We start from the raw sequence: 15,979 nt of genomic DNA, 5'->3' as shown, positions 1-15,979 counted from the left end.
ACGCTCCCACCTCAAGAAATGCGCGATCCCCTGCGCGATCCCCTGTGGGAGCGGGCGTGCCCGCGAAGGGTCGCAAAGCGACCCCAAATTACTTAACTGACTCGCATTAGGCCCAGGCCTGGTTTTTTCTCAAGGCACTGTTGTATCTGACAAAAGGCCTTTTGTTCTTCCGCACACCAGCAGCAATGCCCGTCTACACTCGACTTCAGACCACCTGAAAGCGAGGCCGTCATGCCCCTGAAGCCGGCCATCCTGTTGCTGATCCTGATTGTCTGGAGCACAACGGCCGGCGCCCTTACCCTGACAGACGAGGAGCAAGCCTGGCTGGCTGCCCACCCGCAGCTGAGCCTGGGCGTAGATGCCTCCTGGCCGCCGTTCGAGTTTCGCGACCAGGAGGGCCGCTACCAGGGATTGGCCGCCGATTACATCGCCAAGATCCAGCAACGCCTGGGCGTGACACTGAAACCGGTCGAGCCCAGTAACTGGACCGAGGTATTGGCACAGGCACGCGAAAACCGTATCGACTTGCTGCCCGGCATCATGTCGACCCCAGAACGCCAGGCCTACCTGTCCTTCACCCGGCCCTACCTGGACTTTCCCATCGTGATCCTCGCCCACAAGGGCGGCGCTCAACCGCGCAACCTGCAAGACCTGTATGGGCTGAAAATTGCCGTAGTCGAAAATTATGCGCCACATGAGTTGCTGCGCACCCACCACCCAGACCTCAACCTGGTGGCACTGCCTAACGTCAGCTCGGCGCTGCAGGCCCTGGCCACCGACCAGGTGGATGCTGTGGTCGGGGACTTGGCATCGAGTATCTGGAGCCTGCGCCAGCTGAAGCTCGATGGCCTGTATGTCAGCGGTGAAACACCCTATCGCTATCAACTGGCCATGGCTGTGCCGCGCAACAATCCCGTACTGGTCGGCATTCTCGACAAAGTGATGGCCGACATGAGCAGCGGCGAAATCAGCGAGATCCAGCAGCGCTGGGTGGGCAATGTGGTTGACCAGCGGATGTTCTGGTCCGACTTGCTGGTGTACGGCCTGCCAACCGTGCTGTTCCTGATGGGCGTACTGGCCATTGTCATCCGCATCAACCGCCGGCTCAGCTCGGAAATTTCCCGCCGCATTGCCCTGGAGCAGGAGCTGCGCAGCAGCGAATACCACTACCGTGGGCTGGTCGAAAGCCTGTCAGCCATTGCCTGGGAAGCCGACGCCAACGACTATACCTACAGCTATGTGTCACCCCACGCCGAGGGCCTGCTCGGCTACCCGCTGACCGACTGGCTGAAACCGGGCTTCTGGCGCAGCATACTGCACCCGGAAGATGCCCTGTGGGCCCAGGCGTACTGCGACAGCGAAACCGCCGCTGGGCGCGACCACAGCCTCGATTACCGAGTCATCCGCGCCGACGGCCAAGCGCTTTGGGTACGCAACATCGTCAGCATGATCGAACATGGCCACCACCCCGTGATGCGCGGCCTGATGATCGACATCAGCGAAACCAAGCGCACCGAGGACGCCCTGCGGTTGTCCGAGCAAAAATTCGCCTCGGTGTTCCAGCAATGCCCCGACATCCTGCTTATCGCACGCCACAGCGATGGCTGCCTGCTGGAGGTGAACGAGGCGTTCGAGGAACAGATCGGCCTGGCGCCGGACCAGGTGATCGGCCGTACCGCTACCGAGCTCAACCTGTGGGGCGTGGAAGGCAGCGGACCACGGGTGCTGGAGCGCCTGCACCAAGGCGGTATCCGCAACCTGGAAATGACCTTCCGCCGCAGCAATGGCCAATTGTTTACCGGCCTGACCTCGGCGGAAACCTTCGAGCTCGACGGCACCCCCGCGTTGGTAGTGGCGGTACGCGACATCAGCCAGCTCAAGGAAACCCAGCAGCAACTGCAAACCTCTGAAGAAAAATTCGCCAAGGCCTTCCATGCCTCACCCGACGGGCTGCTGCTGTCGCGCCAGAGTGACGGCTTGCTGCTGGAGGTGAACGAAGGCTTCTGCCGCCTGACCGGCTACGATCTGAACCCGACCATCGACCAGACGTCGCTGGACCTTGGCATCTGGGTCGACCTCAACGAGCGCAAACGCCTGGTCGACCAGTTGAACCGCGACGGCTTCGTGCGTGATTTCACTTGCCACATTCGCCGCAGCGACGGGCAAATTCGCTTGTGCGAACTCTCGGCAAGGCCACTGCCGATTGCCGGGATCGACTGCATGCTGACCATCGCCCGCGACATTACCGAACGCCACCTCATGCAGGAAAAACTGCAACTGGCCGCCACGGTATTCGAGAACACTGCCGAGGGCGTACTGATTACCGACATCGACCAGCGCATCAGCGCGGTCAACCGTGCGTTCAGCGAAATTACCGGCTACAGCGAAATCGAAGCCCTCGGCCAAACGCCGCGCCTGCTCGCCTCTGGCCAGCACGACAGTGCCTTCTACGCCGCCATGTGGCACCAGTTGACCGCTGAAGGCCACTGGCAAGGCGAGATCTTCAACAAACGCAAGAGCGGGGAGCTTTACCCCAGCTGGCTGACCATCAGCGCGGTGCGCAACACCGAGCGCGAAATCACCCATTTCGTCGCAGTGTTCGCTGATATTTCCAGCCTCAAGCATGCCCAGGCCAAGCTCGACTACCAGGCCCACCACGACCCACTGACCGGCCTGCCCAACCGCGCCTTGTTCGAGAACCGCCTACAGGCTGCACTGGCCTGTGCGCAGGTGTCCAACCGCCAGGGTGCGGTGCTGTTCCTTGACCTTGACCGCTTCAAGCATATCAACGACAGCCTCGGCCACCCTGTCGGCGACCTGCTGCTCAAAGGCATCGCCCAGCGCCTGAAAGAGCAGGTCCGTGACGTCGACACCGTGGCCCGCCTGGGTGGCGACGAGTTCATCATCCTGCTGCCCGGCCTGCACAAGCCCAGCGACGCCAGCTCCATCGCCAACAAATTGCTGGCTTGCTTCAACGCACCGTTCCAGGCTGGCGAACACGAGTTCTTCACCAGCGCCAGTATCGGCATCAGCCTGTATCCACAAGACGGCAGCGACGTCGCCACGCTGATCCGCAACGCCGATGCCGCCATGTACCGCTCCAAGGCCAAGGGCCGCAACCGCGTCGAGGCCTACACCCGCGACCTCACCGCCCAGGCCAGCGAACGCATTGCCCTGGAGCATGAACTGCGCCGCGCCGTGGAGCGCAATGAAATGAGCCTGTGCTTCCAGCCCAAGCTCAGCCTCAAGACCCAGAGCCTGGTCGGCGCCGAAGCACTGATCCGCTGGAGCCACCCGACCTTCGGTGAGGTGCCACCTGAGCACTTCATTCACCTGGCCGAAGAGAACGGCACCATCCTGCAGTTGGGTGACTGGGTACTGGAGCAGGCCTGCCGGCAGATGCATCGCTGGAAGCGGGACTATGAAGCGTTCGGCCCGCTTTCGATCAACCTGGCTGGCGCCCAATTGCGCCATCACGGCCTGGCCAAGCGCGTCGAGCAATTACTCAAGACCTACGGCCTGAAGGCGGGCGACCTGCAGTTGGAAATTACCGAGAACTTCATCATGAGCCAGGCCGAAGAAGCCTTGGTCGTGCTCCACCAGCTGAAGAAACTGGGCGTGCAGTTGGCCATTGACGACTTCGGCACGGGCTATTCATCGCTGAGTTACCTCAAGCGCCTGCCGCTGGATATCCTCAAGATCGACAAGTCGTTCATCCGCGGCCTGCCTGACGACCCCCACGATGCAGCCATCGCCCGGGCGATCATCGCGCTGGGCCGCAGCATGCAATTGACCATCATTGCCGAAGGTGTGGAAAACCAGGCGCAGCAGCGTTTCCTGGCAGCGGAAGGGTGCGAGCAGATCCAGGGCTACATCGTCAGCCTGCCACTGCCGCCAGAGGAATTCGCCGCTTCGTTCCTTCGCATAGCACTATCGGATCTTTCAGATGGCACAGGTGCGAAACCCTCGTTATAATCCGGCCACTTACTGAGGGCCTATAGCTCAGTCGGTTAGAGCAGAGGACTCATAATCCTTTGGTCCACGGTTCGAGTCCGTGTGGGCCCACCAGCTACTGAAAAGCCGCGCGAATGCGCGGCTTTTTCGTGCCTGGCTATATGTTCGGAGCATGCTCTGGCCCCGGCGATATCTGCTTGATTCACAAATCCTGGGGGCGCTACGCACCCCTTTCGCGACACAAGGCCGCTCCTACAGGGACCGCGTCGGCGGCGGCTGGCCTTGCCCTGATTGGCATTGGCTGGCTAGGCTAGCGGGCCAACCGTAGAGACTCGCCATGTCGGATGCCCGCCTTATCACCCTGGATGAAATCGATCGCCAGCTGATCGCCCTGCTGCAGATCAACGCCCGTGAAAGCGTGGCCAACCTCGCTCGCCAGCTGGGTATCGCCCGTACCACGGTCAACTCACGCCTGGAGCGGCTGGAGAAGACCAAGGTCATTGCCGGTTACGGTGTGCGCCTTGGGCAAAGTGTGATCGGTGGCGGGCTGCAAGCGTATGTGGGGATCAAGGTGCAACCGCGCTCCGGCAAGGACGTGGTGCGGCGTTTGAGTGCCATGGGGCAAGTGCAGCAGTTGTGCGCGGTAAGCGGCGAATTCGACTACGTGGCTTGGCTGCGCACGGACTCACCCGAACAACTGGATCAGTTGCTTGACCAGATCGGCAGTGTCGACGGGGTGGAGAAAACCACCACGTCGATCATCCTCAGCAGCAAGGTGGACCGCGGTCAGCCGCTGTGAGCGGGCTGGCGGTCAGGCTTCCTGACCGTCGAGCAGGCCATCGAGGATGGCCGACAGGCTTTCGGCAGAATGCTGCATCGACCAGACAATGTCACGGCTGCGCTCGGGCGCGTGGTGTTGCGCGTAGTCAGAGGCAATCTGGTTGAGGCCACGGGCTAGCAGGCAAGCGTGGACCAAGGCGTCGGCGGCGTCAATGCCGGGGCGGATGGCGAAGAGCGGCGGGTGGCTGGCTTCGCAGTTGCAGAAGGGCTTTTCGGCGGTGGGTTTGAGTTTTTCGGGTCGGTCAGAGTCCGTCTGTTTCATGATGCAATTCCCAAATTGAGCCTTGAGGAAACTGCCTACCAACTCCTTCTCACGGGAAATAGGTGGCAGCCATGCACGGGGTGAGAACCGGCCAACTTGGAAATCCGGCCAGGCCAAAGCCTGCCCGCGCACGGCTGCCATGACACAAGCCTTGGTGCGAAGTTGAATGATGGGTTCTCACACCCAGTCGCCCTTAGAACGGCGACCCGGTGAAGTTAACCCTGAGACATTTTCCGCGCAGCCAGACCGGGGCTATAGCGGGTGTAGGGTAATTCTTTATCTCAAGTCATGGGTGTAGGACGTATCTGATCACCCAGATCGCAAGTGCTACACAGCCCGTTGTAGGAGCGGCCTTGTGTCGCGAAAGGGGTGCGAAGCGCCCCCAGGATTTGTGCATACAGCAGATGTTGCTGGGGCCGCTTTGCGGCCCTTTCGCGACACAAGGCCGCTCCTACAACGGGCAAGTCTTCGTCATAATGTATTTTTTGGAATAGATTTCGACTCATAAAACGACATTAAGACAACACTCTGCATCTTAATTACGAACCCCGCTGTCCCTAAAATGACCACCAGGCATCTCCTATACTCAGGCTCTGCTCCCCGCGCAGCCCCTCTGGCAAGGTCACTTCATGAACAAGAAAAACCGCCACCCCGCCGACGGCAAGAAGCCGATCACCATCTTTGGCCCGGACTTTCCCTTCGCTTTCGACGACTGGCTTGAACACCCGGCAGGCCTTGGCAGTATCCCGGCTGAACGCCACGGTGAAGAGGTGGCCATCGTAGGTGCGGGCATCGCCGGCCTGGTGGCGGCGTACGAACTGATGAAGCTGGGCCTCAAGCCGGTGGTCTACGAGGCCTCCAAGCTTGGCGGCCGGCTGCGCTCGCAAGCCTTCAACGGCACCGACGGGATCGTGGCCGAACTCGGCGGCATGCGCTTCCCGGTGTCGTCCACTGCCTTCTACCACTATGTGGACAAGCTAGGCCTGGAAACCAAGCCTTTCCCCAACCCGCTGACCCCGGCGTCGGGCAGTACGGTGATCGACCTGGAGGGCCAGACCTACTACGCCGAGAAGGCTGCCGACCTGCCGCAACTGTTCCATGAAGTGGCCGACGCCTGGGCCGATGCGCTGGAAAGCGGTGCCCAGTTCTCCGACATCCAGCAAGCCATCCGCGACCGAGATGTCACCCGCCTGAAAGAGCTGTGGAACAAGCTGGTACCGCTGTGGGACGACCGTACCTTCTATGACTTCGTCGCCACCTCGCGCTCGTTCGCCAAGCTGAGCTTCCAGCACCGCGAGGTGTTCGGCCAGGTCGGCTTCGGCACGGGCGGGTGGGACTCGGACTTCCCCAACTCGATGCTGGAAATTTTCCGCGTGGTCATGACCAACTGCGACGACCATCAGCACCTGGTAGTCGGCGGCGTTGAACAGGTGCCACAAGGTATCTGGCGCCATGTACCGGAGCGCTGCGTGCACTGGCCACAGGGCACCAGCCTTAGCGCACTGCACGGCGGCGCGCCGCGTACCGGTGTAAAACGTATCGCCCGCGCAGCCGACGGGCGCCTGGCGGTTACCGACAACTGGGGTGACACCCGCCACTACAGTGCCGTGCTCACCACCTGCCAGACCTGGCTGCTGACCACGCAGATCGACTGCGAGGAATCGCTGTTCTCGCAAAAAATGTGGATGGCCCTGGACCGGACCCGCTACATGCAGTCGTCGAAGACCTTCGTCATGGTCGACCGGCCGTTCTGGAAGGACAAAGACCCGCAAACCGGCCGCGACCTGATGAGCATGACCCTCACCGACCGCCTCACCCGCGGCACATACCTGTTCGATAACGGTGACCACAAACCGGGGGTCATCTGCCTGTCCTACGCGTGGATGAGCGATGCGCTGAAGATGCTGCCGCACCCGGTGGAAAAGCGCGTGCAACTGGCCCTGGATGCGCTGAAGAAGATCTACCCGAAAACCGACATTGCCGGGCACATCATCGGCGACCCGATCACCGTGTCCTGGGAAGCCGACCCGTACTTTCTCGGCGCCTTCAAGGGTGCATTGCCGGGCCACTACCGCTACAACCAGCGCATGTACGCGCACTTCATGCAGCAGGACATGCCCGCCGAACAGCGCGGCATGTTCATCGCCGGGGACGACGTGTCGTGGACACCTGCCTGGGTCGAGGGCGCGGTGCAAACTTCACTGAATGCGGTGTGGGGTATCATGAACCACTTTGGTGGCCGTACCCACCCCGACAACCCAGGCCCTGGCGACGTGTTCGACGAAATCGGCCCGATCGCCCTGGCCGACTGACACGCAGGAGGCAACATGCGCATTGCTCTGTTCCAGGGCCATCCCCAGCCGCTGGATGTACCCGGCAACCTGCAAAGGCTGCGCCAGCAGGCGCAGCTGGCAGTTGAACGTGGCGCGCAGTTGCTGGTGTGCCCGGAAATGTTCCTCAGCGGCTACAACATCGGCCTGGCTCAGGTGGAGCACCTGGCCGAGGCGGCCGATGGTCCGGCAGCCATGGCGGTGGTGGAAATCGCCCAGGCGTACCGCATCGCCATTGTCTACGGCTACCCGGAGCGCGGCGAGGACGGGGCGATCTACAACAGCGTGCAGTTGATCGACGCCCATGGGCGCAGCCTGGGCAACTACCGCAAGACCCACTTGTTCGGCGAACTGGACCGTTCGATGTTCAGCCCCGGCCCCGATCACTTCCCGGTGGTACAGCTGGAGGGCTGGAAGGTCGGCCTGCTGATCTGCTACGACATCGAGTTCCCGGAGAACGCCCGGCGCCTGGCACTGGACGGCGCCGAGCTGATTCTGGTGCCAACGGCGAACATGGCGCCCTACGATTTCACCTGCCAGGTGACCGTGCGGGCGCGGGCGCAGGAGAACCAGTGTTATCTGGTGTATGCCAACTACTGCGGGGCAGAAGGGCAGATCCAGTATTGCGGGCAAAGCAGCATCATCGGCCCGGACGGCAGCCTGCTGGCGATGGCCGGGCACGATGAATGCCTGTTGCTGGCCGAACTTGAGCATGAGCGGGTGGTGCAGGGGCGCGCGGCCTTCCCCTACCTGAGCGATCTGCGCCAGGAGCTGCACTTGCGTCGAGGCTGACGGGGGCCGCTTTCACATCGACCGCGTGAACCTAAAGCCCTGTGCAGTACCTGTGGGAGCGGGCTCGCCCGCGAAGGGGCCGGGCCTGGGAACAAATGGGTTAGCATGGAAACCGAGCAACCGGAGCCCCCCATGCCTGACGCCACCCGCCACCTGACCCTCGCCAACGGCCTGCAGCTGACCCTGCGCCACGCCCCGCGCCTGAAGCGCTCGGCAGCCGCACTGCGGGTGCACGCGGGCAGCCACGATGCCCCCGCCAAATGGCCCGGCCTGGCGCACTTTCTCGAACACCTGTTCTTTCTCGGTACCTCCCGCTTTGCGCTGAACGATGGCTTGATGCGCTACGTGCAAACCCTCGGCGGCCAAGTCAACGCCAGCACCCGCGGACGTACTACCGACTTTTTCTTCGAAGTGCCACCCAGTGCTTTGGCCGGCGGCCTCGAGCGCCTGTGCCAGATGCTTGCCGAACCCGACCTGGGCAGCGAGCGCCAGCGCCGCGAACGCGAGGTGATTCATGCCGAGTTCATCGCCTGGGCCCGCAACCCGCAGGCCCAGCAGCAGTTCGCCTTGCTGCAAGCGGCCGCGCCTGGCCATCCGCTGGGCGCATTCCATGCCGGCAACCGTTACACCCTGGCCCTGCAGGATCCGCGCTTCCAGCAAGCGCTCGGCGGTTTTCACCGGCGCTTTTACCAGGGCGGGCAGATCACCTTGAGCCTGTGCGGCCCACAACCGCTGGATGAGCTGGAGCGAATCGGCCGCCAACATGCCGGGCTATTCGCTGTGGGGCAGCCTGTGGCTCAGGCGCAGCCACCCTGCCTGTCGGCAGCGGCCAACCCGCTGGTGTTCACGCACCAGCAACTCCCAAACGGCGCCGAGCAAGCGCTGGAGCTGCTGACCACTGGCCTTGAAGACAGCCGCCCCGGGACCTGGCTGGGCACCCTGCGTGAGCGTGGCTGGCTGCACAGTTTCAAAGCTGAAACACTGTATGCATTCGCCGGTCAGTTGCTGTGGCACCTCGACCTCAAGCTCAGTGCCAACGCCTGCCCGGACGAAGCCCGCGACCTGCTGCACGGCTGGTTCAGTTTCATGCGCCAAGCCGACCGCCGTTCGTTGAACCAGCAGTTCGGTGCGTTGCAGCGCAGCCGCGCGCACAGCGCAAGCGCACTGGAGCTGGCCCGCCGGGACAGCGCAGGCCGGCCGTTTGCCCAACTGGATGCCCAAGGCCTGCACGCGCTGGATGCGCTGCTTGATGATTTGCCCTGCGCCGAGTGCGGCCATTGGCAATTGCCGCCAGCCGACCCGTTGCTCAGCGCCGAACTGCCCAATGCCAACGCGCAGCCGCTGCCGGCGGCGCTGACCATCAGTGGCCAGCTCCCGGCCTCGCGCCAGTACGCGGCGCTGTACCTGCGCTGGCAGGTGCCTTCGCCCTTGCGCCAGCCGCTGAAACGGGTGCTCGAACAGGCCCTGGCGCCGTTGCAGGAACGCTGTGAACGCGCCTCGGTGCAACTGCAGTTCACCAGTGCCGGCGCTTACTGGCAGCTGCGCTGCGCCGGGCAGCCAGCAGCGGTGCTGCGCACAACGCAACAGGCCTTGGGGTTGCTGCGCGAACCGCCTGCCAGCTGCTGGCAAGCCAGCGCCGCGCAGCCCCCGGCATTGATACCCATCCGCCTGTTGCTGCAGCAACTGCCGGATGCGGTAGCCGGTGGCCTGCCTGAAACAGCGCCGGATTGCTCGCTGGGGCAACAGCACCTCGCTAGCCTGTGGCAGCAATCGCACTGGCATGGCTTGGCTACGGGTTTCGACGCCAGAGCGCTGGGCGCACTGGGTGTTGCCGTGCAGCAGTGCCCCGGCCAAGGTGCGCGGCCTACGCCAGCACCCAGCTGGGCCAGCAAGCGCTGGTACCACGTTAGCGCCCCAGGCAGTGAACATGCCCTGTTGCTGTTTTGCCCACTGCCTGCGGCAGACGAAGCCCGCGGCCGCCTGCTCGCCCAATTACTGCAAGGCCCGGTATACCAAAGGCTGCGAGTGGAACTGCAACTGGGCTACGCGGTATTCAGTGCCTTTCGCCAGATCGAGGGGGTGGGTGGCCTGTTGTTCGGTGTGCAGTCTCCGCACACTGGCCAGGTTCAGGTCCTTGACCACCTGACGGCCCTGCTGCGCCAGGGCGTTACCCTTGACGCCAGGGTTCGCCAGGCCTTGGCCGACCAATTTGCCGAGCCGGCCATGGCCAACACGGAGGTCACCGAGTGGGCATGGCAGACACACCTGGCTACACAACCAGGCCAGCTCGATGGCCTGCGCAGGTCTATCCTGAACACGCGGCAGACGGATCTGGACCAGTTGCTCAGCAACCTGCTCGATACGGGGGCTGTCTGGCTTTGCCTGGCCAACGCTGCCGCGCCAGACACTTCCTGGCAGGGCGAAAGCCCATGATTGTTACGCAAAGTGCAATGGCACTTTTCGAATAATTAACCTTTCGGTACAAATTTTTCTTGTAAGATAGCGCAATCCCAGTTCTGGGAACCTCCTGCGCATGGCGGTACCCAAGTAGTAGCTGAGCAAACCAAAACCCATCCGGAAGGAGTAACTCCATGTGGACCAAACCTGCTTACACTGATCTGCGTATCGGCTTCGAAGTCACCATGTACTTCGCTAACCGCTAAGCCCGGCTTACGGTTCCACGCCTCGGCCTGCCGGGGCGTTTTCGTTTTCAAGATACGGATTTCGCACAGCATAGAGAGTGGCCATGTATATCCAGGTTCTCGGCTCCGCCGCCGGTGGCGGGTTCCCGCAGTGGAACTGCAATTGCGTCAACTGCAAGGGTTACCGTGACGGCACCCTGCGCGCAACGGCGCGCACCCAGTCGTCCATCGCCCTGTCCGACGACGGCGTGCACTGGGTACTGTGCAATGCCTCGCCCGACATCCGCGCGCAGCTGCAAGCCTTTGCGCCCATGCAGCCAGCCCGGGCCCTGCGCGATACCGGCATCAACGCCATCGTGCTGCTGGACAGCCAGATCGACCACACCACCGGGCTGCTCAGCCTGCGCGAAGGCTGCCCGCACCAGGTGTGGTGCACCGACATGGTCCACCAGGACCTGACCACTGGCTTCCCGCTGTTCAACATGCTCAGCCACTGGAACGGTGGGCTGCAGTGGAACCGCATCGAGCTCGAAGGCAGCTTTGTGATCGACGCCTGCCCCAACCTGCGCTTCACGCCCTTCCCGCTGCGCAGCGCCGCACCGCCCTACTCGCCGCACCGCTTCGACCCCCACCCGGGCGACAACCTTGGCTTGCTGGTCGAAGATACCCGTACCAGCGGCAAGCTGTTCTACGCCCCTGGCCTGGGCCAGGTCGATGAAAAGCTGCTGACGATGATGCACGGCGCCGACTGCCTGCTGGTCGACGGCACCTTGTGGGAAGACGATGAAATGCAGCGCCGTGGCGTTGGTACCCGCACCGGGCGCGAGATGGGCCACCTGGCGCAGAACGGCCCCGGCGGCATGCTGGAAGTGCTCGATGGCTTCCCGCGCCAGCGCAAAGTGCTTATCCACATCAACAACACCAACCCGATACTTGATGAAGCATCGCCCGAACGCGCCGAAGTACTGCGCCGGGGCGTGGAAGTGGCCTTCGACGGCATGAGTATCGAGTTGTAAATACAGACGGCCAGACGACACTGAACCCCTGTGGGAGCGGGCATGCCCGCGAAGCAGCCAATACAGTTCATGGCACCGGCTTGGCCGGTGTTCGCGGGCATGCCCGCTCCCACAGGGGTGAGTTGCCAGGCCAGTCAAGCGTTTTACAGGAGCCAGCCGAATGAGCGATGCACTGCCGATGTCCCCTGCCGAGTTCGAGCAGGCCCTGCGCGCCAAGGGCGCCTTTTACCATATCCATCACCCCTATCATGTGGCGATGTACCAAGGCCGGGCCAGCCGCGAGCAGATCCAGGGCTGGGTCGCGAACCGCTTCTACTATCAGGTCAACATCCCCATGAAGGATGCCGCGATCCTGGCCAACTGCCCCGACCGCGAAGTACGCCGCGAGTGGATACAGCGCCTGCTCGACCACGACGGTGCCCCCGGCGAAGACGGCGGTATCGAGGCCTGGCTACGCCTGGGCCAGGCGGTGGGGCTGGACCCCGACCAGTTGCGCTCGCAAGAGCTGGTACTGCCCGGCGTGCGCTTTGCCGTAGACGCCTACGTCAACTTCGCCCGCCGCGCCAGCTGGCAGGAAGCGGCCAGCAGCTCGCTGACCGAACTGTTCGCCCCGCAAATCCACCAGTCGCGCCTGGACAGCTGGCCGCAACACTACCCGTGGATCGACCCGGCCGGCTACCAGTACTTCCGTACCCGCCTGGGCCAGGCCCGGCGTGACGTGGAGCACGGCCTGGCCATTACCCTGCAGCATTACACCACCCGCGCAGGCCAGGAGCGTATGCTGGAAATACTGCAGTTCAAGCTGGATATCCTCTGGAGCATGCTCGACGCCATGAGCATGGCCTACGAGCTGAACCGCCCGCCCTATCACTCCGTCACCCAGGACCGGGTGTGGCACAAGGGGATCACCCTATGAGTTTCGACCGTAACCAAGTGCCGAACTGGCGCCCCGGCTACCGCTTCCAGTACGAACCGGCGCAGAAAGGCCATGTGCTGCTCTACCCTGAAGGCATGATCAAGCTCAATGACAGCGCCAGCCTGATCGGTGGGCTGATCGATGGCCAGCGCGATGTTGCAGCGATCATCAACGAACTCGAACAGCAATTTCCCGGCGTGCCCCAGGTAGCCGAGGACATCGAGCAGTTCATGGAGGTAGCCCGTGCCGAACACTGGATCGTCCTCGCCTGAGTTGCCGCCCACGCCCGCTGTGGGCTTGCCGCTGTGGCTGCTGGCCGAGCTGACCTACCGTTGCCCGCTGCAGTGCCCGTACTGCTCCAACCCGCTGGACTTTGCCGCCCAGGGCCAGGAGCTGAACACCGAACAGTGGTTCAAGGTCATGGCCGAGGCTCGCCAGATGGGCGCCGCGCAAATCGGCTTTTCCGGTGGTGAGCCGCTGGTGCGCCAGGACCTGGCCGAGCTGATTGGCGAGGCCCGCCGGCTGGGTTACTACACCAACCTGATCACCTCCGGCATTGGCCTGAACGAGGCGCGCATCGCCGAATTCAAGGAGGCCGGCCTGGACCATATCCAGATCAGCTTCCAGGCCAGCGACGAGCAGGTCAACAACCTGCTGGCCGGCTCGAAGAAGGCCTTTGCGCAAAAGCTGGAAATGGCCCGCGCAGTGAAGGCACACGGCTACCCGATGGTGCTCAACTTCGTCACCCACCGGCACAACATCGACAAGATCGACCGCATCATCGAGCTGTGCATCGCGCTGGAAGCCGACTTCGTCGAGCTTGCCACCTGCCAGTTCTATGGCTGGGCGCACCTCAACCGGCTTGGCCTGCTGCCAACGCGCACGCAATTGGAGCGTGCCGAGCGCATCACCAACGAGTACCGCGCAAAACTCAAGGCCGAAGGCAACCCGTGCAAGCTGATCTTCGTCACCCCGGACTACTACGAAGAGCGCCCCAAGGCCTGCATGAATGGCTGGGGCAACCTGTTCCTCACCATCACACCTGACGGTACTGCACTGCCCTGCCATGGCGCCCGCCAGCTGCCGGTGCAGTTCCCTAATGTGCGTGAGCACGACCTGCACCACATCTGGTACGAGTCGTTCGGCTTCAACCGCTTCCGTGGCTACGAGTGGATGCGCGAACCGTGCCGCTCCTGCGACGAAAAGGAAAAGGACTTCGGCGGCTGCCGCTGCCAGGCCTTCATGCTGACCGGCGACGCCCGCAACGCCGACCCGGTGTGCGCCAAGTCGGCCGACCACGGCATCATTCTCAAGGCCCGCGAGGAGGCCGAAAGCGCCCAGCTCGCCATTGAACAGATGACCTTCCGCAATGAACGTAACTCCCGTGTCATCGCCCGCGGCTGAATTCAGCGCGGCCCAGGCCGTGGCCGCCGGCACCGACTTTGCCGAACTCAAGGTCAGTGCCGACGGGCTGTTCTGGCTGGAATTCCGCCCAGCCGATGGGGCTTGCCGCATCTGGCACTGGTTGTACTGCCAGGCCCGCTGCCTGACCCCGGATGGCTTCAGCGTGCGCAGCCGGGTCTACGAGTATGGCGGTGGGAGTTTCTGCCTGGGCGCCGACGGGTTGGTGTTCGTCAACGAGCAGGACCAGCAGGTCTACACCCAGCCGCTGGACGACCTGGAACCGCGGGCCCTGACGCAGAATGCCAACTGCCGCTATGGCGATGTGCAATGGCACGACGGCCAGGTACTGGCGGTTGAAGAACGCCACGCCGACCAGGTCGAACATCGCCTGGTCGCGCTGCGCGACGGCGGCTGCGAAGTGCTTGCCGAAGGCGCCGACTTCTATGCTGCACCGACGGTGAGTGGCGACGGCCAGCGCCTGGCGTGGATCGAATGGGACCGCCCGGCACAGCCATGGACCGTGACCCGGTTGATGTGCCGCATGCGCGATGCCAGTGGCCACTGGTTACCCGCGCAGTGCGTGGCGGCAGCCGAGGAATCGCTGCAGCAGCCGCGCTTCGATGGCGAAGGCCGGCTGTACTGCCTGTCCGACCGCAATGGGTTCTGGCAACCCTGGGGCGAAGTCGATGGCCAGTGGCAGGCGATGCCTGCCGAGCAGGCAGACCACGCGGCGGCCCCCTGGCAGCTGGGCACCTGCACCTGGTTGCCATTGGGCCCACACAGCTACCTGGCCAGCTGGTTCGAAAACGGCTTCGGCCAACTGGGGGTGCGCGGGGCCGATGGCCGCACCGAGCGCTTCGCCAGTGCCTACACCCGCTTTCGCAACCTGGCCATAGACAGCGACCACCTCTATGCCATCGCCGCCTCGCCCATCAGCCCGCCGGCGGTGATTGCCATCGACCGCAGCAACCACGAGGTTCGCGTGCTGGCCGGTGGGGCCGAAGTGCTGCCAGCCGACCACGTCAGCCTGCCACAGGCGTTCCACTACGCCAGTGACGGTGAGCAGGCGCATGGTTTCTTCTACCCGGCGGCACGTTCGAAGGGGGCCGCACCGCTGGTGGTGTTCATCCACGGTGGCCCGACATCGGCCTGCTACCCGGTGCTCGACCCGCGCATCCAGTACTGGACCCAGCGCGGCTTTGCCGTGGCCGACCTGAACTACCGGGGCAGCACCGGCTATGGCCGGGCGTACCGCCAGGCACTGCACCTGCGCTGGGGTGAGAGCGATGTGGCCGACGCCTGTGCAGCGGTCCGGCACCTGGCAGCACAGGGCCTGGTCGACCCACGCAAGGCGTTCATCCGCGGCGGCAGCGCGGGGGGCTATACCACGCTCTGCGCCTTGGCGTTCCATGACGTGTTCCGTGCCGGTGCCAGCCTGTACGGGGTCAGCGACCCGATAGCGCTAGGGCGTGCCACGCACAAGTTCGAGGGTGATTACCTGGACTGGCTGATTGGCGACCCCGCCCTGGATGCCGAGCGCTACCGCCAACGCACGCCGCTGCTGCATGCAGGGCAGATCAGGGTGCCGGTAATCTTCTTCCAGGGCGAGCTGGATGCGGTGGTGGTGCCAGAGCAGACCCGGTCGATGCTGGCGGCGTTGCAGGCCAACGGGATCGAGGCGCACGGGCACTTCTACGCGGGCGAGCGGCATGGGTTCCGCAAGGCGCAGAACCTGGCGCACGCGCTGGAAGAAGAGTGGAAGTTCTATTGCCGGGTGTTGGAAGGCTGACCCTGGGGGCTGCTTCGCAGCCCAATCGCCGGCA

At 63.6% G+C, this 15,979-nt stretch carries 12 protein-coding genes and 1 tRNA gene; 12 read left to right on the top strand and 1 reads right to left on the bottom strand.

All coding sequences use genetic code 11. The features are described from left to right. The first annotated feature begins 231 nt into the window (after positions 1–231). The 3 genes from GYA94_RS23260 (at position 232) to GYA94_RS23250 (ending at position 4,753) form a co-directional block, all read left to right on the top strand. Positions 232–3,975, top strand: a complete 3,744-nt coding sequence (locus GYA94_RS23260; protein WP_161893181.1) for a bifunctional diguanylate cyclase/phosphodiesterase — start codon at positions 232–234, stop codon at positions 3,973–3,975. 16 nt (positions 3,976–3,991) lie between these two features. Beyond that, positions 3,992–4,068: transfer RNA gene (locus GYA94_RS23255), tRNA-Ile, on the top strand. 223 nt (positions 4,069–4,291) lie between these two features. Next, on the top strand, positions 4,292–4,753 hold the full coding sequence (locus GYA94_RS23250; protein ID WP_029887892.1) for an Lrp/AsnC family transcriptional regulator: 462 nt from the start codon (positions 4,292–4,294) through the stop codon (positions 4,751–4,753). Positions 4,754–4,765: 12 nt separating this feature from the next. Here the strand turns inward: GYA94_RS23250 and GYA94_RS23245 are convergent, their stop codons facing one another. Then, positions 4,766–5,056 carry a hypothetical protein gene (locus GYA94_RS23245; protein ID WP_033690402.1) on the bottom strand — a complete coding sequence of 97 codons (291 nt, stop codon included), beginning with the start codon at positions 5,054–5,056 and terminating at the stop codon, positions 4,766–4,768. A gap of 629 nt (positions 5,057–5,685) precedes the next feature. Here GYA94_RS23245 and GYA94_RS23240 point away from each other — a divergent pair. From GYA94_RS23240 to GYA94_RS23200, 9 genes are all read left to right on the top strand, one after another. Next, positions 5,686–7,368 (top strand): flavin monoamine oxidase family protein, encoded by a 1,683-nt coding sequence (locus GYA94_RS23240; protein WP_029887890.1) that lies wholly within the window; start codon positions 5,686–5,688, stop codon positions 7,366–7,368. A 15-nt stretch (positions 7,369–7,383) separates the two neighbouring features. Further along, complete coding sequence (locus GYA94_RS23235; RefSeq protein ID WP_110679031.1) at positions 7,384–8,178, top strand: carbon-nitrogen hydrolase family protein; 795 nt, start codon at positions 7,384–7,386, stop codon at positions 8,176–8,178. A gap of 132 nt (positions 8,179–8,310) precedes the next feature. Next, positions 8,311–10,611, top strand: coding sequence for a pyrroloquinoline quinone biosynthesis protein PqqF (gene pqqF, locus GYA94_RS23230; RefSeq protein ID WP_161893180.1), 2,301 nt, complete (start codon positions 8,311–8,313; stop codon positions 10,609–10,611). A gap of 158 nt (positions 10,612–10,769) precedes the next feature. Continuing rightward, the gene (gene pqqA, locus GYA94_RS23225; protein WP_003243383.1) at positions 10,770–10,841 is read left to right on the top strand and encodes a pyrroloquinoline quinone precursor peptide PqqA; all 72 of its coding nucleotides are present in this window, start codon (positions 10,770–10,772) and stop codon (positions 10,839–10,841) included. Between the two features lie 83 nt (positions 10,842–10,924). Further along, positions 10,925–11,836: a pyrroloquinoline quinone biosynthesis protein PqqB gene (gene pqqB, locus GYA94_RS23220; RefSeq protein ID WP_110679033.1), complete on the top strand. Its 912-nt coding sequence runs from the start codon at positions 10,925–10,927 to the stop codon at positions 11,834–11,836. A gap of 160 nt (positions 11,837–11,996) precedes the next feature. Next, a complete protein-coding gene (gene pqqC / locus GYA94_RS23215) occupies positions 11,997–12,752 on the top strand; it encodes a pyrroloquinoline-quinone synthase PqqC (protein WP_161893179.1) in 756 nt (251 codons plus the stop codon). Beyond that, positions 12,749–13,024 carry a pyrroloquinoline quinone biosynthesis peptide chaperone PqqD gene (gene pqqD, locus GYA94_RS23210; RefSeq protein ID WP_009682813.1) on the top strand — a complete coding sequence of 92 codons (276 nt, stop codon included), beginning with the start codon at positions 12,749–12,751 and terminating at the stop codon, positions 13,022–13,024. Before pqqC ends, pqqD begins: the two co-directional genes overlap by 4 nt. After that, the gene (gene pqqE, locus GYA94_RS23205; RefSeq protein ID WP_110679034.1) at positions 12,996–14,156 is read left to right on the top strand and encodes a pyrroloquinoline quinone biosynthesis protein PqqE; all 1,161 of its coding nucleotides are present in this window, start codon (positions 12,996–12,998) and stop codon (positions 14,154–14,156) included. Before pqqD ends, pqqE begins: the two co-directional genes overlap by 29 nt. Beyond that, positions 14,122–15,945: a S9 family peptidase gene (locus GYA94_RS23200; protein ID WP_110679035.1), complete on the top strand. Its 1,824-nt coding sequence runs from the start codon at positions 14,122–14,124 to the stop codon at positions 15,943–15,945. Before pqqE ends, GYA94_RS23200 begins: the two co-directional genes overlap by 35 nt. Positions 15,946–15,979 lie beyond the last annotated feature (34 nt).

The sequence above is a fragment of the Pseudomonas juntendi genome (assembly GCF_009932375.1).
In the GTDB taxonomy this organism is placed as follows: Bacteria; Pseudomonadota; Gammaproteobacteria; order Pseudomonadales; family Pseudomonadaceae; genus Aquipseudomonas; species Aquipseudomonas juntendi.
This window is presented reverse-complemented; position numbering and strand designations above follow the sequence as displayed.